Origin of the sequence: Klebsiella sp. GG_Kp173 (genome assembly GCF_040062415.1) — a bacterium.
GTDB classification, from domain to species: domain Bacteria; phylum Pseudomonadota; class Gammaproteobacteria; order Enterobacterales; family Enterobacteriaceae; genus Klebsiella; species Klebsiella quasipneumoniae.
Map to the genome: position 1 here is coordinate 42,933 of NZ_JBEAFZ010000004.1, position 24,000 is coordinate 66,932.

Annotated in this window: 18 protein-coding genes; 9 read left to right on the forward strand and 9 right to left on the reverse strand. The window is 60.5% G+C overall.

All coding sequences use genetic code 11. The features are described 5' to 3' along the window. Positions 1-42 precede the first annotated feature (42 nt). Genes mtnN through ABLU50_RS04390 form a run of 3 tightly spaced genes read left to right on the forward strand, consistent with a single transcriptional unit; the run spans position 43 to position 2,197 of the window. A complete protein-coding gene (gene mtnN / locus ABLU50_RS04380; RefSeq protein WP_004204440.1) occupies positions 43-741 on the forward strand; it encodes a 5'-methylthioadenosine/S-adenosylhomocysteine nucleosidase in 699 nt (232 codons plus the stop codon). Continuing rightward, positions 734-1,534, forward strand: coding sequence for a vitamin B12 ABC transporter substrate-binding protein BtuF (btuF, locus tag ABLU50_RS04385; RefSeq protein ID WP_004204438.1), 801 nt, complete (start codon positions 734-736; stop codon positions 1,532-1,534). The genes mtnN and btuF overlap by 8 nt, the downstream gene beginning before the upstream one ends. 36 nt (positions 1,535-1,570) lie before the next feature. Next, positions 1,571-2,197 (forward strand): TRIC cation channel family protein, encoded by a 627-nt coding sequence (locus ABLU50_RS04390; RefSeq protein ID WP_004204437.1) that lies wholly within the window; start codon positions 1,571-1,573, stop codon positions 2,195-2,197. 81 nt (positions 2,198-2,278) lie between these two features. Here the strand turns inward: ABLU50_RS04390 and erpA are convergent, their stop codons facing one another. After that, positions 2,279-2,623, reverse strand: coding sequence for an iron-sulfur cluster insertion protein ErpA (gene erpA, locus ABLU50_RS04395; RefSeq protein ID WP_002889275.1), 345 nt, complete (start codon positions 2,621-2,623; stop codon positions 2,279-2,281). A gap of 81 nt (positions 2,624-2,704) precedes the next feature. Beyond that, positions 2,705-4,123, reverse strand: a complete 1,419-nt coding sequence (gene clcA / locus ABLU50_RS04400; RefSeq protein ID WP_004204436.1) for a H(+)/Cl(-) exchange transporter ClcA — start codon at positions 4,121-4,123, stop codon at positions 2,705-2,707. A gap of 180 nt (positions 4,124-4,303) precedes the next feature. Between clcA and hemL the strand changes: the two genes are divergently transcribed. Next, positions 4,304-5,584 carry a glutamate-1-semialdehyde 2,1-aminomutase gene (gene hemL / locus ABLU50_RS04405; RefSeq protein WP_004204435.1) on the forward strand — a complete coding sequence of 427 codons (1,281 nt, stop codon included), beginning with the start codon at positions 4,304-4,306 and terminating at the stop codon, positions 5,582-5,584. A 174-nt stretch (positions 5,585-5,758) separates the two neighbouring features. Here the strand turns inward: hemL and fhuB are convergent, their stop codons facing one another. The 5 genes from fhuB to mrcB form a co-directional block, all read right to left on the reverse strand. Continuing rightward, a complete protein-coding gene (gene fhuB / locus ABLU50_RS04410) occupies positions 5,759-7,741 on the reverse strand; it encodes a Fe(3+)-hydroxamate ABC transporter permease FhuB (RefSeq protein WP_004204433.1) in 1,983 nt (660 codons plus the stop codon). After that, entirely contained in the window at positions 7,738-8,628 is an 891-nt protein-coding gene (gene fhuD, locus ABLU50_RS04415; protein WP_087833089.1) for a Fe(3+)-hydroxamate ABC transporter substrate-binding protein FhuD, read from the reverse strand. The genes fhuB and fhuD overlap by 4 nt, the downstream gene beginning before the upstream one ends. Continuing rightward, positions 8,628-9,425 carry a Fe3+-hydroxamate ABC transporter ATP-binding protein FhuC gene (gene fhuC, locus ABLU50_RS04420; protein ID WP_057213484.1) on the reverse strand — a complete coding sequence of 266 codons (798 nt, stop codon included), beginning with the start codon at positions 9,423-9,425 and terminating at the stop codon, positions 8,628-8,630. Before fhuC ends, fhuD begins: the two co-directional genes overlap by 1 nt. Before the next feature lie 45 nt (positions 9,426-9,470). After that, positions 9,471-11,678, reverse strand: a complete 2,208-nt coding sequence (gene fhuA / locus ABLU50_RS04425) for a ferrichrome porin FhuA (RefSeq protein ID WP_004204430.1) — start codon at positions 11,676-11,678, stop codon at positions 9,471-9,473. A 234-nt stretch (positions 11,679-11,912) separates the two neighbouring features. After that, on the reverse strand, positions 11,913-14,468 hold the full coding sequence (mrcB, locus tag ABLU50_RS04430; protein WP_087833090.1) for a bifunctional glycosyl transferase/transpeptidase: 2,556 nt from the start codon (positions 14,466-14,468) through the stop codon (positions 11,913-11,915). Positions 14,469-15,055: 587 nt separating this feature from the next. On the opposite strand from mrcB, the gene gspS reads away from it, so the two are divergent. Further along, positions 15,056-15,430: a type II secretion system pilot lipoprotein GspS gene (gspS, locus tag ABLU50_RS04435; RefSeq protein ID WP_023319765.1), complete on the forward strand. Its 375-nt coding sequence runs from the start codon at positions 15,056-15,058 to the stop codon at positions 15,428-15,430. Between the two features lie 39 nt (positions 15,431-15,469). Here gspS and gspB read toward each other — a convergent pair whose 3' ends face one another. Both gspB and pulA read right to left on the reverse strand, forming a co-directional pair. After that, entirely contained in the window at positions 15,470-16,027 is a 558-nt protein-coding gene (gene gspB, locus ABLU50_RS04440) for a type II secretion system assembly factor GspB (RefSeq protein WP_048323025.1), read from the reverse strand. Positions 16,028-16,087: 60 nt separating this feature from the next. After that, positions 16,088-19,378, reverse strand: coding sequence for a pullulanase-type alpha-1,6-glucosidase (pulA, locus tag ABLU50_RS04445; RefSeq protein WP_049093663.1), 3,291 nt, complete (start codon positions 19,376-19,378; stop codon positions 16,088-16,090). Positions 19,379-19,562: 184 nt separating this feature from the next. On the opposite strand from pulA, the gene ABLU50_RS04450 reads away from it, so the two are divergent. The 4 genes from ABLU50_RS04450 to gspE are packed head-to-tail and all read left to right on the forward strand — an operon-like array spanning position 19,563 to position 24,000. Further along, positions 19,563-19,700: a hypothetical protein gene (locus ABLU50_RS04450; protein WP_032426032.1), complete on the forward strand. Its 138-nt coding sequence runs from the start codon at positions 19,563-19,565 to the stop codon at positions 19,698-19,700. Continuing rightward, positions 19,685-20,527, forward strand: a complete 843-nt coding sequence (gene gspC, locus ABLU50_RS04455) for a type II secretion system protein GspC (RefSeq protein ID WP_023319762.1) — start codon at positions 19,685-19,687, stop codon at positions 20,525-20,527. The genes ABLU50_RS04450 and gspC overlap by 16 nt, the downstream gene beginning before the upstream one ends. A 9-nt stretch (positions 20,528-20,536) precedes the next feature. After that, the gene (pulD, locus tag ABLU50_RS04460) at positions 20,537-22,510 is read left to right on the forward strand and encodes a GspD family T2SS secretin variant PulD (RefSeq protein WP_004204420.1); all 1,974 of its coding nucleotides are present in this window, start codon (positions 20,537-20,539) and stop codon (positions 22,508-22,510) included. Then, on the forward strand, positions 22,507-24,000 hold the full coding sequence (gspE, locus tag ABLU50_RS04465; RefSeq protein WP_017901153.1) for a type II secretion system ATPase GspE: 1,494 nt from the start codon (positions 22,507-22,509) through the stop codon (positions 23,998-24,000). The genes pulD and gspE overlap by 4 nt, the downstream gene beginning before the upstream one ends.

The window sequence follows — 24,000 nt, forward strand, 5'->3', positions numbered from 1 at the left end:
GATAGACTATGCAACTAAACCTGACACATCGCGAGTAAATCTATGAAAATTGGCATTATTGGCGCTATGGAAGAGGAAGTTACCCTTCTGCGCGACAAAATCGAAAACCGCCAGACTATCACTATTGGCGGGAGCGAAATCTATACCGGCCAACTTCACGGCGTTGACGTCGCGCTGCTGAAGTCTGGTATCGGGAAAGTGGCGGCGGCGATGGGCGCGACCCTGCTGCTGGAGCGCTGCCAGCCTGACGTGATCATTAATACCGGCTCTGCCGGCGGCCTGGCGCCGACGCTGAAGGTCGGCGATATCGTCGTCTCCGATGAAGCGCGCTACCACGACGCCGACGTCACCGCCTTCGGCTATGAGTACGGCCAGTTGCCTGGCTGTCCGGCCGGCTTTAAAGCGGACGAAAAACTGGTGGCCGCGGCGGAGAGCTGCATTAACGCGTTAGATCTCAATGCCGTTCGCGGCCTAATCGTCAGCGGTGATGCCTTCATTAACGGCTCTGTCGGTCTGGCGAAGATCCGCCATAATTTCCCGCAGGCGATCGCTGTGGAAATGGAAGCGACCGCCATCGCTCACGTCTGCCATAACTTTAAGGTTCCTTTCGTGGTGGTTCGCGCCATCTCCGATGTGGCCGACCAGCAGTCCCACCTCAGCTTTGAGGAGTTCCTTGCGGTCGCCGCCAGACAGTCCACCCTGATGGTGGAGAATCTGGTACAGAACCTGGCACGTGGCTAAGTCGCTCTCCTTCGCGCTTGCCGCGCTGCTGTTACTCGCCCCGGCGTGGCTGCTGGCCGCGCCGCGGGTGATCACCCTCTCCCCCGCCAATACCGAACTGGCCTTTGCCGCCGGGATCACGCCGGTCGGCGTCAGCAGTTATTCCGATTATCCGCCGCAGGCCAAAACGATTGAGCAGGTTGCCAGCTGGCAGGGAATGAACCTGGAGCGCATCGTAGCGCTCAAGCCAGACCTGGTGCTGGCCTGGCGCGGGGGTAATGCCGAACGTCAGGTTAACCAGCTGCAGTCGCTGGGGATCCACGTCCTCTGGGTGCAGACTTCGACCATCGAAGAGATCATCGCCACCCTGCGTCAGCTGGCGCAGTGGAGTCCACAGCCGGAAAAAGCACAGCAGGCAGCGCAGGCGATGCAGCAGGAATACGATGCGCTGAAAGCGCGCTATGCCAGCGCGCCGAAGAAACGCGTCTTCCTGCAGTTCGGTTCCGCACCGCTATTCACCAGCGGCCCCGGCTCAATTCAGGATCAGGTGCTGAGGCTGTGCGGCGGCGAGAATATCTTTGCCGCCAGCCGCGTTCCCTGGCCGCAGGTGAGCCGCGAACAGGTGCTGGCCCGTCAGCCGCAGGCGATTGTGGTGACCGGCGACGCCAGCCGCATCGCCGAAGCGCAGCGCTTTTGGCAACATCAGCTCACCATTTCGTTGATTGCGTTACACAGCGACTGGTTTGAACGCGCAAGCCCACGTATTATCCTCGCCGCCAAACAACTTTGTGCGGCGCTCGACCAGGTAAAATAACCATCCGGCATACCGGATGTTCAGTGGGAATCAACGATGCTTGTCTATTGGCTGGATATTATTGGCACAGCTGTCTTCGCGATCTCCGGCGTTCTGCTGGCGGGGAAATTGCGTATGGACCCATTCGGCGTGCTGGTGTTAGGCGTGGTGACGGCGGTGGGCGGCGGTACCATCCGCGATATGGCGCTGGCGAATGGCCCGGTATTCTGGGTCAAAGATCCCACCGATCTGGTGGTGGCGATGGTCACCAGCATGCTGACCATCCTGTTGGTCCGCCAGCCGCGCCGGCTGCCGAAATGGATCCTGCCCGTTCTTGATGCCGTCGGTCTGGCGGTGTTTGTCGGCATCGGGGTGAATAAAGCGTTTCTCGCCGGCAGCGGCCCGCTGGTCGCGGTGTGCATGGGCGTGGTGACCGGCGTTGGCGGCGGGATAATCCGCGACGTGCTGGCGCGCGAAATTCCTATGATTCTGCGCACCGAGATCTACGCCACCGCCTGTATTGTGGGCGGCATTGTCCACGCCACCGCGCACGACACCTTTCATCTCCCGCTGGAGAATTCGGCGATGATGGGGATGGTGGTGACCCTGGTGATTCGTCTGGCGGCGATCCGCTGGCACCTGAAGCTGCCGACGTTTGCGCTGGACGATAACGGACGGTCATAAAAGCAAAACGGTAACCTGAGGTTACCGTTTTTAACGTTGGCGCCCTCTCGCAGAAGGGGAAGACGCCCGGTCGCACTCGCTTTACACGCTGAACGAGGATCCACAGCCGCAGGTGCTTTTCGCGTTCGGGTTGGTCACGATAAAGCGCGAACCTTCCAGCCCTTCGGTATAGTCGACAGAGCCGCCGACCAGATACTGCAGGCTCATCGGGTCAACCACCAGGCCGACACCCTGTTTCTCAATGGTCATATCCCCTTCGTTCACCTGATCGTCGAAGGTGAAGCCATACTGGAAACCGCTGCAACCGCCGCCGGTAATATACACGCGCAGTTTCAGGTTCGGATTATCTTCATCCGCAATCAGGTGTTTTACTTTATTGGCTGCGGCTTCGGTAAACTCCAGCGGCAACGCTACGTCATCACTCATTTTTTGCTCCCATTGATACTTCCGGCCGGTTAAAGAATAACCGGGCCTTTTGAGCCATTATCTAATACCCTGGTAAATCGTTCAAGTATTCTCCCGGGGCGCCTGCTGCGCTTTTGCCGCCTGCTCGGCCTCCTGCTTCGCCAGAGTACGTTGCAGAATGGTCGAATACAAAGGCTTACCGCCGAGGAATTGCGCCAGTAGTGTTGCGCCAAGGCAGGTAATAATCATTGGCAAAATGAGCTGATAGTTATCGGTCATCTCCAGCACCAGCACAATCCCGGTCAGCGGCGCGCGCACCGAGGCGGCGAGCAGCGCGCCCATGCCGGCGATAGCGAAGGTGCCGGCATCGAGATGGTAGGACGGAAACAGCGGAATAGCCGCCATGCCGAACGCCGTGCCCAGCAGCGTGCCGAGCGCCAGCATCGGGGCGAAGATGCCCCCCGGCGCGCCGGAGGAGAAGCAGATCAGCGTGGTCACCACGCGAGCAATAAAGATAAACAGCAGCAAACCGACGGAGAAGTTACCGGCGGCGGCGATGGGGATCAGGTTAAAGCCACCGCCCACCGCGGAGGGCTGCATCAGCCCCAGCAGACCGCAAAGCCCGCCGATGATCCCGCCCATTAACACCCATTTTTTGATGTTGCCGCCGTGAATGCGCTGGAACAGATCCTGGGTGCGCAGCACCAGAAAATTAAACAGCGGGCCGAAGCAGCCAAACAGCATCCCCAGCACCAGGTACAGCCACAGCGTATTCACCGGGGCATTGCTCAGCTTGCCCACCTCTATAATTGCCGCCTCGCCGTTAAAAATGCGAAACACAATGCTCGACATGATCACGCCGGTAAATACCGCTTTAATGGAGATCAGGTTGTAGCGGAACTGCGGGCGCATCTCTTCGATGATAAACAGGATACCAGCCAGCGGCGCGTTAAAAGCCGCTGAGAGACCCGATGCCGCGCCGGTCGCCAGCAGCGTGTGCCGCGCTTCCGGACTGCGCATGCGGAAAATATCCAGCACCATGCGCCCAATGTTGCCGCCAAGCTGCACCATCGGCCCTTCGCGTCCCAGCACCATTCCGGCGCCCAGGGTCCCCATGCCGCCGATGAATTTTACCGGCAGCACGCGCCACCAGCGCACCGGCCGCAGCTCCTCCAGCGCCCCTTCGATCTCAGGGATCCCCGATCCGCCAGCCTCCGGCGCAAAGCGGCGCACGAGGAAATAGCCGACCATCGCCAGCAGCGCCGACAAGATAAACGCCAGCGGCCAGACCAGATACCAGTGGTCCGCTACCTGCGCCAGCGCGCCGATCCGCTGGTTCTGCACCCAGTTCACGCTCTTTTCAAACGCCACGCCCACCAGCCCGGCCAGCGTGCCGACCACCGCCGCCATAAACAGCACCGCCAGCGGCGTTTTATCGCGCTGAATTAAGCGGCGCACCGCATCGCCGCGACGCACCCGCACGAACTGATGTGCTTCAAAAGAGGGAGTTTCTGCTTTCATGCCGTTATCAATTATTGGTAATACAAATGAAGAGAGAGGCATTTTAGCCGCCCCGGCGCGCTGCGTCGTCAAAAAAATGCCCTTGCGGCACATTGTTTCAATTGGGCAAAACTTTCATAACCATCCTGGAATAACTTAGAATAGCCGATAAAACATTTTTCACGAACCAGGACCCTGGCCATGAGCAAATCTGAAAATCTGTACCATACTGCGCGCGAACTGATCCCCGGCGGCGTTAACTCGCCGGTGCGCGCCTTTACCGGCGTCGGCGGCACCCCGCTGTTTATCGAACGCGCGGATGGCGCTTACCTCTATGACGTGGATGGAAAGGCCTATATCGATTATGTCGGCTCGTGGGGTCCGATGGTGCTGGGCCACAACCATCCGGCGATCCGCAACGCGGTGATCGAGGCGGCGTCACGCGGCCTGAGCTTTGGCGCGCCGACCGAAATGGAAGTGAAAATGGCGGCGCTGGTGACCGAGCTGGTACCGACCATGGATATGGTGCGAATGGTGAACTCCGGTACCGAAGCCACCATGAGCGCGATTCGCCTGGCGCGCGGCTTCACCGGCCGCGACAAGATCATCAAGTTCGAAGGCTGCTACCACGGCCATGCCGACTGCCTGCTGGTGAAAGCCGGTTCCGGCGCGCTGACCCTCGGCCAGCCGAACTCGCCGGGCGTGCCGGCTGATTTCGCCAAACATACCCTGACCTGCACCTATAACGACCTCGCCTCGGTGCGCGCGGCGTTCGAGCAATATCCACAGGATATCGCCTGCATCATCGTCGAACCGGTCGCCGGGAATATGAACTGTATTCCGCCGCAGCCGGAGTTCCTGCCGGGCCTGCGCGCGCTGTGCGACGAATTTGGCGCCCTGCTGATCATCGACGAAGTGATGACCGGCTTCCGCGTGGCGCTGGCGGGCGCGCAGGCTTATTACGGCGTGGAGCCGGATCTGACCTGTCTCGGGAAAATCATCGGCGGCGGGATGCCGGTAGGCGCTTTCGGCGGCCGTCGCGAGGTGATGGACGCTCTGGCCCCCACCGGCCCGGTTTATCAGGCCGGTACCCTCTCCGGTAACCCGATCGCCATGGCCGCCGGCTTCGCCTGCTTAAGCGAAGTGGCGCAGCCGGGCGTGCATGAAACCCTCACCGAGCTGACCAACCAGCTGGCGCAAGGTCTGCTTGATGCGGCGCGTGACGCCGGGATCCCGCTGGTGGTCAATAACGTCGGCGGCATGTTCGGCATCTTCTTTACCGATGCCGAAACTGTCACCTGCTATCAGGATGTGGTGAAGTGCGATGTCGAACGCTTCAAGCGCTTCTTCCATCTGATGCTGGAGGAAGGCGTGTACCTGGCGCCGTCAGCATTTGAGGCTGGCTTTATGTCCGTGGCCCACAGCGAAGAAGATATCGACAATACCATCGACGCCGCGCGTCGGGTGTTTGCCAAACTGTAAGCTCCCTGCATGCCGGGTGGCGCTCCGCTTACCCGGCCTACCAAACCCGCAATGGCACGGACCGTAGGTCGGGTAAGGCGTTAGCCGCTACCCAACAAAAAAACGGCACCGTGCGGTAGCCCGGATAAAGCGCAACGCGCCGCTATCCGGGATCTTTCGCGCTAACGCCACGCGTTAGCGGCTCTGCTTTCTCAGCAAATAGATAAAGTATGGCGCGCCGATAAAGGTTGATAACAGCCCCGCCGGGATCTGGTAGGGAAACATGATCATTCGTCCGCACCAGTCGGCGAAGACCAGCAGCAGCCCGCCAGTCAGCCCGGAGATCACCATATGCGGCAGCGTGCGCCGGAAGCCCATCATCCGTGCGATATGCGGCGCCATCAGCCCGACGAAGCTCAGCGGGCCGATGGTCAGCGTCGCCGCCGCCGTCAGGCAGGCCGCCAGCAGCAGCAGAACAATCCGCGATGAGGTCAGCGCCATGCCCACCGCTCGCGCCGCCTCCCCGCCCAGCGGCAGGATGGTCAGCCAGCGGCGACAGAGCGGCGCCAGCGCCAGCAGGAGCAGCATCACCGCGCCGCTGCGGACCACCCTCTCCGGCGTCGCGCTGTAGGTCGACCCTGAGATCCACGTCAGGATCTGCGCCATGCGCGGATCGCCGCTGGCCTGCAGCATCATCAGCAGCATGGTGAAGGCGGTACTGAGCGCCATCCCCGCCAGCAGCATCCGATGCGGCGAAAAGCCGCCGCGCCCGGCGGCCAGCATAATGATCAGCAAGGTGCCGGCCGCGCCAAGGCTCCCGGCCGGCAGCAGCCAGCCAAAGGCGTCGCCAGGGACGAAGAACAGCATCAGCACCACGCCAAAGGCGGCGCCGGAGCTGATGCCCAGCACTTCCGGACTGGCCATCGGGTTGCCGGTCAGGCGCTGGATAATACAGCCGGCGACCGCCAGCATCACCCCGGCGAACAGCGCCGACAGCACTCGCGGCCAGCGCCAGGGCAGCAGTTGCTCCAGCAGATCGCCGTGAGCCCACAGCCAGCCGTGGGCATCGCGACCAAAGGCCAGCGCCACGCTCACCGCCAGCAGCAGCAACGCGACGCCCCCGAGAACAAACCCTTGCACGTGATAGCGCTCAGGCTGCACGTTATCGCCGCCGTTCATCACCGGGGCGCTGATGCTGCGCAGCCGCGGCAGCAGCCACAGCAGCAGCGGCGCGCCAATCAGGGCGGTGACCGAGCCGGTGGAGACTTCCCGCCATACCCTGCTCAGCCAGAGGATCACCTGATCTGAAAGCCACAGGAGCAGCGCGCCGATCAGCGCCGCCAGCAGCAGCCGCGCCAGCAGCCGACGAGCGCCGAGCATTTTCGCCAGCAGCGGCGCGAACAGGCCGATAAAGCCGATAATCCCGACCGCGTTGACCAGCAGCGCGCTCATTACGATCGCCAGCGTCAGGGCGCCGAGGCGCGCCAGAGACAGCGCCAGCCCAAGGTTGCGCGCCACTCCGTCATCGAGCCCCATCAGGGTCAGCGGACGCAGCAGCAGCAGCGTGAGTACTGCGCCGCCCAGCAGCTGCGGCCACAGGCGCTGCGCCACGCTCCAGTCGGTTTGCGTCAGCGTCCCGGTGCTCCACAGGAACATGCTCTGCAGCTGGTCGTGATGGAAAATCACCATCAGCTGGTTAAGCGCCCCGCAGTATAGGCTGACCACCAGGCCCGCCAGGATCAGCGTTACCGGCGACAGGCGCTTGCCCCAGGAGACGCCAAACACCAGCGCTCCCACCAGACAGGCTCCGGCCAGCGCGGCAAACTGCGACGCCAGCACGCCGGGGATGGCCCACAGCGTAGTGACCGTGATCCCCAGCTGCGCGCCGGTGGCGACGCCAAGGGTGGTTGGCTCCGCCAGCGGATTGCGCAGCACCTGCTGGAACAGTACGCCGACCAGTCCCAGCCCGGCCCCCACCAGCAGTGAAACGGCCACCCGCGGCAGCAGGCTGTAATGAAACAGCATCTGGGCAATCCGATCGCTATCCGGCTGCCACAGCGCCTGCCGCCATTGCGCATAGGGCAAGGCGACATTGAGATTGACGATGCTCAACGCGAAGGCGGCAACCAGCAGCCCGGCCAGCAGGATAATGGCTAACGGTGAAATACGCCTATTCATGCCGGACTCCCCTGGGCCTCGGCCAGCACGCGGGCAAAATGCATCGCCGACAGCGTCGCGCCATAGAACCACACCGCCGGAACGCGCTGGAAGCGCCCCGCGCGCACGAACGGCATCGCCTGCCACAGCGGGGTCGCCAGCAGTTGGGTCATCTCCCGCTCGTTACCATGATCGAAACAGATCACATCGGCCTCGTTAAATTCCGCCAGCCGGTCGATGCCAACGCTGACGCTGCCCCAGAACGCCGCTTCGCCCCGCCAGGCGTTTTTGATGCCAAAGCGATCGAGCACTTCCTGGAACAGGCAGTTTTCGCCAAAAACCAGTACATGGCGCGGATCGAGCAGGGAGATCATCAACAGCGGACGGTCGCCGCGCCCGGCAAAACGCGGCTTCAGGCTCGCCAGCAGCGCCTCAAACTCCGCCAGGTGGCGCTGAGCCTGTTGTGTTTTGCCCAGCAGGTCAGCCATCTCCAGCAGCGAGCGCTGAGCCATCGCCAGCGGACGTTTGCCATCGCTGAAGGTAAATCCGCGGCCGGGGGCGATACGCGCCAGCTTCTCCGGCGACGGGCCATAGCCTGCCGACCAGACGATAAATGACGGTTTCATCTGCGTCAGGAGTTCAAGATTGGGTTCGGTACGCAAACCGACATCGATCACCGAGTCGGGCAGCGCGGGTTCGTTCACCCACAGGCGATAGTTGGGGATATCGGCCACGCCGTAAGGCGTGACGCCCAGCGCCAGCAGCAGCTCCGCCGGCAGCCACTCCAGGGCGACCACGCGCTGCGGGTCAACGTTCGCCGCCTGCGCGCCGCGCATCTGCCACAGCAGCGGCGAGAGCGCCATCGCGGTCAGCAGGCGGCGTCGGGTTATCTGAGTCGGGGTCATCATCAATAGACAAAGCTTACCGGCGCCGCGCCGGCCGGGTGCGGAAGGATCCCCATCGGGATGCCGTAGATTTGTTCCAGGGTGTCGCTGCGCATCAGCTCCGCCGGCGTCCCCTGGGCGATCATTTCTCCGCCGCGCAGGGCCACCAGATAGTCGCAGTAGCGGGCCGCCATATTAATGTCGTGCAGGACGGCGATCACCGTCAGGCCGCGGTGCTGGCTGAGACGATGCACCAGCGCGAGGACATCAACCTGATGGGCGATATCCAGCGCCGAGGTGGGTTCATCGAGCAGCAGACAGCGGCTGTCCTGCGCCACCAGCATGGCGATCCACGCCCGCTGGCGTTCGCCGCCGGAGAGGCTGTCCACCAGGCGATGGGCGAGCGGCTTCAGCCCCACCAGCGCAATCGCCTCTTCCACTTTCTCGCGGTCCGCCGCGCCAAAGCGACCCAGCGCGCCGTGCCACGGGTAGCGGCCGATGGCCACCAGCTCACGCACCGTCATACCCTCGGCCGGCGGCAGCTGCTGCGGCAGATAGGCCACTTTGCGGGCAAAGGCTTTGCTGCCCCAGCTCTCCAGCGGCTGGCCGTCCAGCAGCACATCGCCTGCGGAAGGCGGCTGATGACGGCCAAGCATTTTCAGTAACGTCGACTTGCCGGAGCCATTATGACCGATCAGGCCTGTGACTTTTCCAGCCGGGAAGGTGAGCGAGAGCGGATGGAGCAACGTGCGGCCAGGCACACGGAAAGTGACGCGATCCAACGCGAAGGTGGTTTCTGCGTGCGGAGTCTGTTCCTGCATAGCGATAACCTGATAAAGGGCGCGGCGAACCGCGCCCGTAGGTGGTTAGAAACGGAAGGTGGCGGTGGCGACGACCTGACGTCCGGCCCCCCAGTAGCAAGCGTATTCGCTGTAGCAACTGGAGACATATTCGCGGTCGAACAGGTTGTTGACGTTGACGCCGACCGACGACCCCGGCAGGCCAAAGCGCGCCAGATCGTATTTCACCGTCGCATCCATCAGCGCATAACCGGCCACACTAAAGGAATCATTTTTCTTACCGGTGCTGGTGTCATTTTTGTAGTAGCTGACCGTTGAACCGATATAGCGCGCCCCGGCCCCAATCGTCAGACCGCTGAGCGCGGTTTCGTGGAAGGTATAATCCGCCCACAGGGAGGCCATATTACGCGGCACTTCCGCCGGACGTTTGCCGTTGAACACCGTATCGTGAGTGTATTCCGCATCGGTATAGCTGTAGGCTGCGGTCAGGTTGATATTGGCGTTAACTGCCGCTTTCGCCTCCAGCTCAAGGCCGCGGGAGCGGATCTCGCCGGTCTGGATGCTGAACGCCTGGTTAGCCGGATCCGCCGTCAGGTTCTTGTCTTTGGTCAGCTGATAGACCGCCGCGGTGACCACCACCGGCATATCTTTCGGCACATATTTCACGCCGGCTTCATACTGCTTACCGCGCGACGGATCGAACGGCTTGCCGCTGCTACTGGAGCCCGATACCGGTTCAAACGATTCGCTGTAGCTGAAGTACGGAGAGATACCGTTATCGAACAGGTAGTTGATGCCGCCGCGCCAGCTGAACTGCTGGTCGTGGTTCTCCGCCAGGCTGTTGGTGGCGCGGGTTAACGTTGAGGTGGTGGCGTAGTCGTAACGACCGCCCAGGGTCATGACCCACTTATCCCACTCCATCTGATCCTGCGCGTACAGGCCGGTCTGTTCCATCCGGTTGAGCACCGCGTACGGGAAGGTAACCTGAATATTCGGGTTGCCGTACTGCGGATTATTCATGCTGATAGGATCCGCCGTCCCGTAGTCGGCATCCACATCATTACGCATCCGCGAGTAGTCCACGCCGGTCAGCAGCGTATGGCTGACCGCGCCGGTGGCGAAATCAGACTGCAGCTGGGTATCGACGGTAAAGGTGTTCAGGTGCTCGTCGGAGCGCACATAGGCGCGATTCATGTAGCCCGGCGCGACATAGCCATTGCCGTACACCGAGCGATACAGGGTATCGACCTCGGCATAGCGCAGGTTCTGCCGCACGGTAAAGGTGTCATCGAACTGATGGGAGAAGCTGTAGCCCACCATCTTCTGGCGGCGGGAGATTTTATTATCCGCTTCGCCTTCATTGAAATCGGTTGGCAGCTTGTGCGCCTTACCATTGGCGTCGTAATACGGCACCACGGTGCCTTCACGCGGCAGCCAGCCGTAGTAGCCCGCATCCGGGTCATTCTGGAAGTTGCTCAGGAATGTGAAGTCGGTTTTATCGTCCGGACGCCAGCTAAAGGAGGGCGCCACCGCGTAGCGGGTCGATTTCGCCATCTGCTGCTGGGCATCCTGGCTGCGGCCCAGGCCGGTCAGGCGGTAAGACCAGACGCCGGCATCATCAATGGCGTCGCTGAAGTCAAACCCGGTCTGCCACAGATTGTCGGTGCCCATCTTAAACTGCACTTCTTTCAGCGGCTCGGTGGTCGGGCGTTTGCTGACCATGCTGACGATACCGCCCGGGTTGCTGTTGCCGTACAGCACCGAAGTTGGCCCGCGCATCACTTCCACGCGCTCCAGGAAGTAAGGATCCATGGAGACTTCAGAGTAGTTATTCCCCTGCAGCTTCATGCCGTCCAGATACTGGTTGGTGTTGACGGTCGTCGAGGTGGTGAAGCCGCGAATGGTGACCACGTCATAGGTGGTCGAACTGCCGCGGGTGGAGAAGACGCTTGGCGTATAGGAGAGCGCCTCTTTTACCGTCGTCGGCTGGCGCATCTCCATCTCCTGGCGCGTCACCACCGACACAGACTGCGGCGTTTTTTCAATCGGGGTATCGGTTTTCGTCGCCGTGGCGGAGCGTTTCGCCGCGATGGTCGGCGCCGGTCCCCAGGCGCTTTCCTGGGCGGCCGGAGCGGCAACGACGGTGATGGTTTCTTCTTGCTTCGGTTGTTCTGCTGCCTGTGCGTAGACAGACATGCCGCTAACCGCCGTGGCTACTACAGCTGCGACTTTACGCAGCGAGTGATTTGGCTGAGCAGTTTTTGGACGCGCCATGGGTATATCTCTGATGAAAGTGAATGATAACGTAAACGAGAATTATTATTATGACGGGCGATATAATAGGCGAAACGTCGAAGGCAAGGCAAGCGATATGCCTGTCGCTGCGGGTTGAAGGCTGAATTAATAACCAGATAGTTATTATGGAGTTAAAGAGCCGTTAACTTTTTTACAGGCATAAAAAAACCCCTTAATACTTTCGTCTTAAGGGGTCTGGTCTTAGGGCTTAAATCAGTTACTGCCGAACATATCCTTGATCCAGCCCGCGACGCCGTCGCTCTTCTCCTGCTGCTTCGGCGGCTGTTGCTGCGGTTGTTGTTGCTGCTGAGGCTGCTGCTGCCCGGACTGATTGAACGGGTTGTTCGCTTCCTGCTGCTGCAACTGCTGCTGCTGCATCATCTCGCCCTGGCGGCACAGCGCATCCGGCTGCGTCGTCCACACCGGCAGCGAACGCATCCCGCCGCTGCAGACGAAGTTGCCGTTGCTGTCCACGCCCATGTCGACCACATCTTCCGGCGGCGTCAGCACCAGCGGCGTTGGCGTCTGGTTCGCCAGATAACGCTGATAAATCGACATCGCACCGCTGGCACCGTACAGTTTGGTTGGCTGGTTATTGTCGCGACCCACCCAGGTGATGGTCACCTGGCTACCGTCGATCCCGGCAAACCAGGTATCGACGTTATTGTTGGTGGTCCCGGTTTTCCCCGCCAGATGGAGGCCCGGATACTTCGCCCCCAGCTGACGCCCCGTCCCGCGCTGCACTACCTGCTGCATGGTCCACAGCGTCATGTAGGCCGCCTGGGCAGGCACCGCGCGCTCCGCCTGCGGGTAGCTCTGATACAGCACCGTGCCATCTTCCGCAATCACTGACCGCAGGGCGGAGAGTGGTGCACGGTTGCCGCCGCTGGCGATGGTCTGGAAGGCCTGGGCCACTTCAATCGGCGTCAGGTTCAGCGCACCAAGCAGCATCGCCGGCACGGCGTTGAGCTGACTCTTCGGCGCCCCCAGTTTGGTCCAGGTATCGACCACCGCCGGCAAGCCCAGCGCCATCCCGAGGTTAACCGTCGGCACGTTCATCGAACGAGTCAGGGCATCTACCAGCATCACCTGGCCGCTGAAGCGACGATCGTCGTTCTGCGGCGACCAGGTCTGGCCATTGGACAGGCGAATGGTCACTGGCGCATCGGCGATCCACGTATTCAGGCGATACTGATTCGGCTGGCTCAGCGCGGTCAGATAGGTCGCCGGCTTGGCCAGAGAACCAATCGACCGGCGGGCCTGCATCGCGCGGTTGTAGCCCGCGAACTGCGGCTCCGCGCCGCCGACCATCGCCCGCACTTCACCGGTAAAGCGGTCCACCACCACCATGGCGGTTTCCAGATCTGCCAGCTTGCGCTGTTTCTTCAGTACCGGGATCCCTTCAGTAGCCGCTTTTTCCGCGGCATCCTGCGCCACCGAGTCGAAGGTAGTGAAGATCTTCACGCCGGAGAGATCTTTTACTTTATCGCCCAGCTTCGCCTGCAGCTCCTGACGCACCATCTGCATGAACGCCGGCTGTGGTGAAATCACCCCGCCGCGCGGCTGCACGCCCAGCGGACGCGCGCTCAGCATGTCGTACAGCTCCTGGTCGATGACCTGCTGCTGCTGCAGCAGACGCAGCACCAGATTGCGTCGCTCAAGGGCCAGCTTCGGGTTGCGCCACGGGTTATACACCGAGGCCCCTTTCACCATCCCCACCAGCAGCGCCTGCTGGTCGAGGCTCAGCTCTTCCACCGGACGGCCAAAGTAGTACAGGCTGGCCAGCGGGAAGCCGCGAATTTCGTTATCGCCGCTCTGACCGAGGTACACCTCGTTCATGTACAGCTCAAGGATGCGATCCTTGCTGTAGCGGGCGTCGACGATCAGCGCCATGTACGCTTCGTTGGCTTTACGCCAGTAGGAGCGCTCGCTGGAGAGGAACAGGTTTTTCACCAACTGCTGGGTCAGGGTACTTGCCCCTTGCACCGTCCGGCCTGCCGTCAGGTTCGCCAGCACCGCACGGCCGATGGAATAGAGGCTGATGCCATCGTGCTCGTAGAAGTGGCGGTCTTCGGTCGCCAGCAGTGTATCCACCAGCAGGTCAGGGAAGCCGCTGCGCTTCACGAACAGACGCTGCTCGCCGTTCGGCGACTGCAGCATGGTAATAAGCCGCGGATCGAGGCGGAAGAACCCGAACTGGCGGTTGTTATCCATATTCTCGATGGTTTCCAGATGGTCGCCGTCGAAGGTCAGACGCGCGCGCACCTGCCCTTCTTTACTGTCCGGGAAATCGAACGGACGGCGGATCATCTCGATGCTGTTGGCCTGCACCGTATATTCGCCGGGACGCGTCATCGCGCTAACCTGACGATACTGGGTGGCGTTCAGCAGACGCACCATCTCGTTTTTGCTGATCTGCATGTCCGGCTCAAGGTTCACCATCCGGCCATAGACCGCAGCCGGCAGCTCCCAAACTTTACCGTCGATGCGGCTGCGGATTTTCTGGTCGAGGTAGACGCCATAGGCGGCAATCAGCACCGCGAAGACAATCCCCAGCTTGACCAGCAGCCACAGCCAGCTGCGCTTACGACGAGGCTTGCCACCTTTGCCTTTGGCTTTTCTCGGCACCGGTTTCTCATCCTCATAATCATCGTCATCATACTCGTCGTCGTAGTCCTCTTCCCGGACCCGGCGACGGGTGACTTTCTGTTTTGTCGGACGTGAGGGTCTTCCCTTACGTCCGATAGGCTCGCGGTCATCTCCCGCCATGCTTTTTCTCCGCAACGTTCAGGCGCAAAGGCCTGATTCTCAATACTTCCTCCGTTCAGAGGAAGAAGAAATCTCTCAAATTAACGTTCAGGCTGCTCATCCTCGGGACGACAACCTGCTGGCGGGCAGAACGCGCCGCCCACCTTTCAAAGGGTTGCTTTGCTTCGCTTCACATGATACTAACAATAGAAATTCACCATAAAATCAATGTGTTAAACGCATCACTGGCAGAATAAGTCAGAACATAGCACGTAATGTTCAGGGCATACAGGATAGCACTAAAATGCGACATTCTTAACCAGCATTTTACCTCGTGCTTACGTAACAAGATGGGAAAGAGTATGTTTTTTAATAACATAAAAAATGACGCTCGCCCTGATGCCAAATGCGGCGGCATCGCCTCAGACTGAAAATATATTTCCTGGACGACAGCATTTATTATTGAGAGAAGTAAAGGGGATGAATCGAGTTTCTGCCAATAAAAATGAGAGGCTGTTAACATTTATGTAGAATAATATTTTATGATGACACCAGGGAAATATTTGTTAAACTAGCGGCCAGTGATTCATTATTTTGATTACTCTACTATGCGCATTCCACTTATATTCCCGCTTTGCGTGGTGGCCTTACTCTCTGGCTGCCAACAGAAACCCGCCTCAACGCTCAGTCCGGCCATCAGTAGCCAGGCACAGCTCGAGCAGCTCTCGTCCGTGGCGGCAGGAACGCGCTATCTCAAGAATAAATGTAATCGTAGCGATCTGCCCGCCGATGAAACTATTTATCGGGCGGTGGTGAATGTCGGCAAAGCGCGCGGATGGGGAAATATTGACCCGGCAACGTTAAGTCAAAATAGCGACCGGCTTTACCAACAGCTTTTACAGGACAGCACCCCGGAAGCCACACAGTGCAGTCAATTTAATCGCCAGCTTGCTCCCTTTATTGCCAGCCTACGCGGCGACTAAGCAAAATATCTTCAACGCGCATTGAATTGCGCTTGCTCCTTATTCGCCTTTCGGCTCCTCGTCAATTTTCCCGCCGGGCCAGTCCTCCAGCGCCGCGAGGGTAAAGGTCGTGCCATTGAAGCTAAAGATCGTCACATCCTGCTGGATCTGCTCCACCACCAGATTGGGCAGCGGGGAATCGCCCTCGGTCCACGCTTTGCCGTTTAACACAATGCTGCGCTTTTCCGCTAACGAGGCGTAGACATGGGCGCTGTAGCGCAGAGGCGGCAGCGTATCGCTGTCCACCACCGGCGCGGCGGGCGCGCTGGCTTTTGCCGCCGGCGGCGGCGTCTTTGGCGCGGCCTCTCCGGCAGCGGTTAACGGTAGAAGCGCCGCATGCGCCACCGGCAAGGGCAGCGTTTGCGGCGGTGCCGGGTGACGCCACTGCTCGCCGCCAAACCAGCCGAGCGCGATAAATAATCCGGCGTATAGCGGGATAATCCAGCCAGGGATCTGCACCATCCGGCCGCGGACCACCGGCGCGTCCGCCAGTGCGGTGGGCGGCTGATGCGCCACCAGCGGGGGGATCCCTCTTTCACTGTCATCACGAACAATCACAACGGTCTCCTGTTCCCTCATGATAACGAGAAGGCGCCCTTACGGGCGCCCCACGTCACCTTATTTACTGCTCACCGGCAGGCCGGCGCCCTGCGATTCGCCCTGCGGCAATTCGAGGACGGCAACCGACCAGGCCGGCAGCGTGACTGAGCCGTCAGCGGCAACCTGCACGCCGCTGGCCAGCGACCGGTCGCCCGCCGCCTGCTGAATAGCGCTCAGCTGGAGCGATGTGCCGGCGAAATCCTGCAGCGTCCGACTTTCCGGGGCAGCGTTGATCGCCACCACGATGCCGTCGACGCGGCTGTCCAGGCTGGCGCCAGCCTGCATCCCGTCATCGATGGTCATCACCAGCAGACCAGTCTGCTGATCGGCGCCGGTATTGCGGAAGTCCACGCGCTGCATCACCGTCGCGCCGTCGCCGAGGGTAAACAGCGGCGACGATTTACGCAGCGCGGTCAGCTCCTGATAAAACGCGGTCATCTGCTTGAGCTCGGCTTCGCCCGGGGTGGCCACCCAGTCCTTCACGCGGGCGATGATGTCATAGTTGCTGCCATCATCGCTGCTGCGCGGCATACCGACGTTGTAGTTGTTGTCCTGCAGGGAGTAGTCCACGCGGTTAAACCAGTCGCCGGAATCATACGAGTCGCGGGTAAAGGATTTAGAGCGCAGCAGCTCTGAGCCCTGCTGGTCAAAGGCGATCCCCTGGCCGAGCATCACCGTCGCCAGCGACACCGCCTGCATCCGGACGCGGGTATCGAGATCTGCCTCCTGAGCGGCTTTATAGCTGATCATGTCCCACAGCGTCTGGTTATCGTGTTTTGACACATAGTTCACGACTTCCGTCGGATCAGCCGCGTAGCCGCCTGGCGCGCCGTTATAGTCAATCTCGCTGCCTCTCTTCACCGCGCCGTCTTTGTCGATCAGCACGAAGTCCGCAAGGTTACCGGCCATGCCGAGACGGGTCAGATCGGCGAGGTGACGCGCCTGATCGTCGGTCAGGGTGGTCAGCTCATTCGGCAGAACGCCGGCCCCGCTGCCCACGCCCTGGTTCTGGCGCAATGCATCACCGGAGTCGAACGGCCCGCCGCCGCGCACGGCGTCGCGCAGACGATCGGAGAACGTGCCGATCCCGGTGCCTTTGAGATTGATTTGCGAGGCAATTTCAAAGCGATCGCTCTGGTTGGAATCCCAGCCTTCGCCAAAGAAGTAGATATCCGGGTTCAGCGCTTTAATGCGTTCCCAGGCCGAGAGGATCTGCGCTTTCGGGTGGTAGCCCATCAGGTCGAAGCGGAAGCCATCGATCTTATAATCGGTGGTCCATACCGCCAGTGAATCGGCGATAAGCTTGGCGAACATCCGGTGCTCTGGCGCCGAGTCGGAGCAACAGGTAGCCGATTCCACGCTGCCGGTAGTTTCGTTCAGACGCTGATAGTACCAGGGGACGATCTTATCCAGTACCGAAGTGCGGTCGGTCGGGCCGGCGGCGTTGGTGTGGTTGTACACCACGTCCATAATGACGTTCATTCCCAGATCCTGCTTGATCGCCTGAATCATGGTGCGGAACTCTTTAATGCGCGCCGTGCCTTCCGGATCGGTGGCGTAGGATCCTTCCGGTACCGTGTAGTGGAACGGATCGTAGCCCCAGTTATAGGAGTCGGTCTGCGCCACCAGCGTATTCAACGCCTGCACCTGCGGGTTATCCTTGCTGTCGTTCTGCTTCAGCTGAGTCAGCACCTCTTCAACCGTCGAACCGCTGTCGCAATAGCCCGCGAACTCGCTGCTCTTCACCGCGCTGTTGACCTCGCACAGGCGACTGAACGGCTGCTGAATATCAGCGACTTTGTCGCTGAACTCATTGACCGTCGCCAGATCGAAGACCGGCAGCAGCTCAATATGGGTCACGCCCGAGGCCGACAGCTGTTTCAGATGCTGGACCATATTGCTCTCCTGGGCGGTGAGCGCCAGATACTTACCGCGCAGCTCCGCAGGAACGGTTTGATCCCAGGCGGAGAGATCGCGAATATGCGATTCGTGGATCGTCATTTTCGCCAGGTCGGCTTTGGTTTTCTGCGCGTGCGGCATCGTCAGCCCGTCCCAGCCTTCCGGCTTCAGCGCGCTGTCGTTCAGATCGACCACCTGGCTGTACTCCGAGTTGGTCGACAAACTATGGGCGTAGGGATCGGTCACTTCGTACTGCTCGACTTTACGCGACTGCGGGTGGTAGACCGTCATCGCGTAGCGGTAGAACGCGCCTTTCAGGTCGCTCCCTCCCTGCCAGGACCAGGCGCCGGAGGCGCTGTCGCGGGTCATCGGGTGACTGGCTATCACTTTCTTGTCCGCGCTATAGATCACCAGCTCGACCTGCTGCGCCGTGGGCGCCCAGACGCGGAAGGTCACGCCGCTATCGGTTAGCTGGGCGCCATAGCTCAGCGCCTCGGCGGCGGCGGCATAGGTATCGTCCAGTACGCCGGCGGTCTGCACCTGGGTGGCGGAGCTCAGGATCCCGTCGCTTTCGGCGGATATCGCCACCGTCTCGCCCTGCAGCAATTCATCGACGTTAACGTCATCCGGCAGCTTAAAGGCAGGATAGCTAGCGAGATGCGGGAAGCGCATGCTCACCTGCTGGCTGACGGTGGTGGGGGTCAGCTTGACATATTTATCGGTAAATTCGCCGTTACTGTCGGCAGCCACCTTACTGCTGTGGCTGTAATAGAGGCGCACAATGGGTTTATTTTCCCCGCCCGGCCACAGCAGAGTGGTCTTATCGACCCAGTGCGCATCGGCCAGCGCCACGCCAAAGGCGGCGCGGAAGGCGTCGGCGCGGGAGTCATAGACCGCGCTGTTGCCGGCGATGACCGATACCGTCCGATCGGTGAAATCGCTGAAAGAGACGCGCAGGTCGCTGTCGATAAGCTTATTGGTGCCATCGCGAACGATAACGTTGATACATCCGCTCTCTTTGGTCAACGGGATCACCCAGTAAGGGCCATATTTGTCGCTGCCGGTCGGCGTGGTGCTGACATCATTCCAGTCCGCCACCGGCGCGCTCAGCGCATCGCAGGTTTCATTATTCCACAGATAGAGGTTTTTGCTGGCATAGTCGGCCGGCGTGCTGCTGGTGATGCCGGCGATATCGACGAGATGAATGACAGCCTGGTTGGCAGAGGCCTGTACCGCTTCGCCAGGGACGGCAACGTCCGGTAAACGGACGACGACATCCTGCGGGTCGGGCGTGCCGGGATTACCTGGGTCGCCAGGTGAGCCAGAGGAAGAGGAGGAAGAGCTGTTATCACAGCCACTCAATAATACTAACGATCCAATAAATAGGGCATGACAGGTATATCTGAGCATTCGATAGTCCCTAATATGCTTATTAAATTATAAAAGGTAAGAAAGGATGAATATCTTTACAGCGCGCTAATTAGATATTTTTGCTTTCCCAGGCGCAATCATCCCCCACAAATGAGAGGGGGGCGTAGGAAGCCGGGGGAGTAAATGAATAAAGGGAATGACGACCGCAAACCGCAAACTGATTATGATTCGCCACGCTTATCGCCACTCTCCGGCAATAATTCATTCAAAAGCCAATAATCACCTACCTGTTTCGGTAGGGTATTACGCCAGCGTGCAGAAAAATAAATTAGCAAAGGAATTAAAATGCCAGTTTCTGTGATGGGGTTAACAAATATAAATAAAGGGATAATTAAATTATTACCCCAAATTGTGACGCTCATCATATTAATAACCGCCATTCCGCAGCTGGCGAAATTAACCTGGCGGGTGGTATTCCCTGTCAGTTCTGAGGATATTTCCGCCCTGCCGTTAACCGCACCTCCGGCAGCGGAACCGGAATTAAAAAACGTGCGGCCCGCATTTACCCTGTTTGGCCTGGCGGCTAAAAACCCCCCCGCGCCAGCGGCGGCCACCAGCCTCAATCAGGTGCCGGTTTCCAGCCTGAAGCTACGTCTGGCCGGGCTGCTCGCCAGCAGCAACCCGGCGCGATCCATCGCGATTATTGAAAAGGGAAATCAGCAGGTTAGCCTTAGCGTCGGCGATACCACCCCGGGGTACGATGCGCAGATCGCTGCCATCCTGCCAGACCGGATCATCGTCAACTATCAGGGGCGCCAGGAGGCCATTTTATTATTTAACGATACCCGCGCGCCGTCGTCATCGCCCGCCGCCGCGCCCCGTCCGCCCCTGATGAAGCGACTCCGCGAGCAGCCGCAAAATATCCTCACGTATTTAACGATTTCGCCGGTACTCAGCGGCGACAAACTGCAGGGCTATCGACTTAACCCAGGCAAAGACCCCTCGCTGTTTCGCCAGGCCGGCCTACAGGCAAATGATTTGGCGATTGCCTTAAATGGCATCGATTTACGCGATCAGGAACAAGCGCAACAGGCGCTGCAGAATTTGGCCGACATGACCGAAATAACGCTAACCGTTGAGCGGGAAGGCCAACGACACGATATTGCTTTCGCCCTGGGGGATGAATAATTGCCAACCATGAAACGCCTGCGAAAAATGCTGCCTGCGCTGCTGATATTAACCCCGCTGCTATTTTCCCCGGCCGCCGCGGAGGAATTTTCCGCCAGTTTTAAAGGCACCGATATCCAGGAATTTATCAATACCGTCAGCAAAAACCTGAATAAAACGGTGATTATCGATCCCAGCGTACGCGGTACTATCACCGTGCGCAGTTACGATATGCTCAATGAAGAGCAATATTATCAATTCTTCCTCAGCGTGCTGGATGTATACGGCTTCGCCGTGATTAATATGAATAACGGCGTGCTGAAGGTGGTCCGCGCTAAAGATGCCAAGACCTCGGCCGTTCCGGTCGCCAGCGAGGCCGCGCCGGGCGAAGGCGATGAGGTCGTCACCCGGGTGGTGCCCCTGACCAACGTCGCCGCCCGCGATCTCGCGCCGCTGCTCCGCCAGCTGAACGATAACGCTGGCGCCGGCAGCGTGGTCCATTATGAACCCTCCAACGTCCTGCTGATGACCGGCCGCGCGGCGGTGATCAAACGCCTGCTGACTATTGTCGAACGCGTCGACAACGCCGGGGATCGCAGCGTGGTGACCGTGCCTCTCTCCTGGGCCTCCGCCGCGGAGGTGGTCAAACTGGTTACCGAACTCAATAAAGACACCAGCAAATCGGCGCTGCCGGGATCGATGGTGGCGAACGTGGTGGCCGATGAGCGTACCAACTCGGTGCTGGTGAGCGGCGAGCCAAACTCGCGCCAACGCATTATCGCCATGATCAAACAGCTCGACCGCCAGCAGGCGGTGCAGGGCAACACCAAAGTGATCTACCTGAAGTACGCCAAAGCCGCCGATCTGGTGGAGGTCCTGACCGGGATCAGCAGCTCGTTGCAGAACGATAAGCAAAGCGCCAAACCGGTGGCCGCGATCGATAAAAATATCATTATCAAAGCCCACGGCCAGACCAACGCCCTGATCGTCACCGCCGCGCCGGACGTGATGAACGATCTGGAGCGAGTGATCGCCCAGCTGGATATCCGCCGCCCGCAGGTGCTGGTGGAGGCGATTATCGCCGAAGTGCAGGATGCCGACGGCCTCAATCTCGGTATCCAGTGGGCCAATAAAAACGCCGGCATGACCCAGTTCACCAACAGCGGTTTGCCGATATCCAGCGTCATCGCCGGCGCCAACCAGTACAACAAAGACGGCACCATCAGCAGCTCGCTGGCCAGCGCCCTCGGCTCGTTTAACGGTATCGCCGCCGGTTTCTATCAGGGGAACTGGGCGATGCTGCTGACCGCCCTCTCCAGCAGTACCAAGAACGATATTCTGGCCACCCCCAGCATCGTCACCCTCGACAATATGCAAGCCACCTTCAACGTCGGCCAGGAAGTCCCGGTGTTAACCGGCTCGCAAACCACCTCCGGCGACAACATCTTTAATACCGTCGAGCGCAAAACCGTGGGCATTAAGCTGAAGGTGAAGCCGCAGATTAACGAAGGCGATGCCGTGCTGCTGGAGATTGAGCAGGAAGTATCGAGCGTCGCCGATTCGGCCTCCAGCACCAGCAGCGATCTCGGAGCGACCTTTAATACCCGGACGGTGAATAACGCCGTGCTGGTCGGCAGCGGCGAAACGGTGGTGGTTGGCGGGCTGCTGGATAAAAGCGTCACCGATACCGCCGACAAAGTGCCGCTGCTCGGCGACATCCCGGTGATCGGCGCGCTGTTCCGCTCCGACAGCAAGAAAGTGTCGAAGCGCAACCTGATGCTGTTTATCCGCCCGACCATTATTCGCGACCGCGATGAGTACCGCCAGGCCTCTTCCGGCCAGTACACCGCCTTCAACGATGCGCAAACCAAACAGCGGGGCAAAGAGAGCAGCGAAGCATCGCTCAGCAACGATCTGTTGCACATCTACCCGCAGCAGGAGACCCAGGCCTTCCGCCAGGTCAGCGCCGCCATTGACGCTTTTAACCTCGGAGGCCGCCTATGACGCCAGCCGCCGAACGCCGTCCGCTGCTGCCCTTCGCCTGGGCCCGCGCGCACCATCTGGTGCTGCTGAGCGACGGCGAACGCTGCGAAGCGCTGTGCCGCGCGGACACCGCCGCCCGGGCGCTGCTGGAAGCGCGCCGCCTGGCTGACGGGCCGATGAGCGTCAGCCGTCTGGCGCCGGACGCGTTCGAGAAAGCGCTGGTGCTCAGCTATCAGCGCGACTCGGCGGAAGCGCACCGGATGATGGCCGACATCGGCAATGAGCTTGACCTCTATACCCTCGCCGAAGAGCTGCCGGATACCGACGATCTGCTCGACAGCGAGGACGATGCGCCGATTATCCGTCTGATCAACGCCATGCTCACCGAGGCCATCAAAGAGAAAGCCTCCGATATCCATATCGAAACCTATGAGCGCCATCTGCAGATCCGCTTTCGCGTCGACGGCGTGCTGCGGGAAATTCTCCGCCCGCAGCGGCGGCTGGCCGCGCTGTTAATTTCGCGTATCAAGGTGATGGCGAGCCTGGACATTGCGGAAAAACGGGTTCCCCAGGATGGCCGTATGGCGCTGCGCATCGGCGGGCGGGCAATAGACGTGCGCGTCTCCACCCTGCCCTCCAGCCATGGGGAACGCGTGGTGCTGCGCCTGCTGGACAAAAACAGCGTCAACCTGGATCTGCTGACGCTGGGCATGCCCCCCGCCCTGCTCGACCAGGTCGACGCGCTGATCGCCCGGCCACACGGCATCATTCTGGTCACCGGGCCGACCGGATCCGGGAAAAGCACGACGCTCTACGCCGCCCTCAGCCGCCTCGACGCCCGGGAGCGCAACATCATGACCATTGAAGATCCGGTGGAGTATGAGCTGGAGGGCATCGGCCAGACTCAGGTCAACGCCAAAGTCGAGATGACTTTCGCCCGCGGCCTGCGCGCCATCCTGCGCCAGGATCCGGACGTGGTGCTGGTGGGCGAAATCCGCGATGGCGAAACCGCGCAGATCGCCGTCCAGGCCTCGCTGACCGGACACCTGGTGCTGTCGACCCTGCACACCAACAGCGCGCTGGGCGCTATTTCCCGTCTGCAGGATATGGGCGTGGAGCCTTTTTTACTCTCCACGTCGCTGCTGGCGGTGATGTCGCAGCGGCTGGTGCGCCAACTGTGCCCGCACTGCCGTCAGCCCACGCAGGCGGATGCCGATACCGCCCGGCAGATGGCGGTCCCGACCGGCACGCCGCTGTGGCGGCCAAAAGGCTGCGCCCGGTGTAATTTCACCGGCTATCGCGGACGCACCGGCATTCACGAGCTGCTGCCGATCGACGACCGCGTCCGCGCCGCCATCCACCGCGGCGAAAATGAGATCACCCTGATCCAGCAGCTGGGGCCGGCCTGGCAGACCCTGCGCCATGCCGGGCGCGATAAAGCGCTGGCGGGGATCACCAGCTGGGAGGAGGTGATGCGGGTCACCGAACAGCAAACGGCGGATAGCGTCTGA

Excerpts from the sequence above, each read along its gene's own strand:
- mtnN (WP_004204440.1), top strand. The coding sequence starts at position 43 with ATGAAAATTGGCATTATTGGCGCTATGGAAGAGGAAGTTACCCTTCTG.
- ABLU50_RS04390 (WP_004204437.1), top strand. The coding sequence starts at position 1,571 with ATGCTTGTCTATTGGCTGGATATTATTGGCACAGCTGTCTTCGCGATC.
- erpA (WP_002889275.1), bottom strand. The coding sequence starts at position 2,623 with ATGAGTGATGACGTAGCGTTGCCGCTGGAGTTTACCGAAGCCGCAGCC.
- clcA (WP_004204436.1), bottom strand. The coding sequence starts at position 4,123 with ATGAAAGCAGAAACTCCCTCTTTTGAAGCACATCAGTTCGTGCGGGTG.
- hemL (WP_004204435.1), top strand. The coding sequence starts at position 4,304 with ATGAGCAAATCTGAAAATCTGTACCATACTGCGCGCGAACTGATCCCC.
- fhuB (WP_004204433.1), bottom strand. The coding sequence starts at position 7,741 with ATGAATAGGCGTATTTCACCGTTAGCCATTATCCTGCTGGCCGGGCTG.
- fhuD (WP_087833089.1), bottom strand. The coding sequence starts at position 8,628 with ATGATGACCCCGACTCAGATAACCCGACGCCGCCTGCTGACCGCGATG.
- fhuC (WP_057213484.1), bottom strand. The coding sequence starts at position 9,425 with ATGCAGGAACAGACTCCGCACGCAGAAACCACCTTCGCGTTGGATCGC.
- fhuA (WP_004204430.1), bottom strand. The coding sequence starts at position 11,678 with ATGGCGCGTCCAAAAACTGCTCAGCCAAATCACTCGCTGCGTAAAGTC.
- mrcB (WP_087833090.1), bottom strand. The coding sequence starts at position 14,468 with ATGGCGGGAGATGACCGCGAGCCTATCGGACGTAAGGGAAGACCCTCA.
- gspS (WP_023319765.1), top strand. The coding sequence starts at position 15,056 with ATGCGCATTCCACTTATATTCCCGCTTTGCGTGGTGGCCTTACTCTCT.
- pulA (WP_049093663.1), bottom strand. The coding sequence starts at position 19,378 with ATGCTCAGATATACCTGTCATGCCCTATTTATTGGATCGTTAGTATTA.
- ABLU50_RS04450 (WP_032426032.1), top strand. The coding sequence starts at position 19,563 with ATGATTCGCCACGCTTATCGCCACTCTCCGGCAATAATTCATTCAAAA.
- gspC (WP_023319762.1), top strand. The coding sequence starts at position 19,685 with ATGCCAGTTTCTGTGATGGGGTTAACAAATATAAATAAAGGGATAATT.
- pulD (WP_004204420.1), top strand. The coding sequence starts at position 20,537 with ATGAAACGCCTGCGAAAAATGCTGCCTGCGCTGCTGATATTAACCCCG.
- gspE (WP_017901153.1), top strand. The coding sequence starts at position 22,507 with ATGACGCCAGCCGCCGAACGCCGTCCGCTGCTGCCCTTCGCCTGGGCC.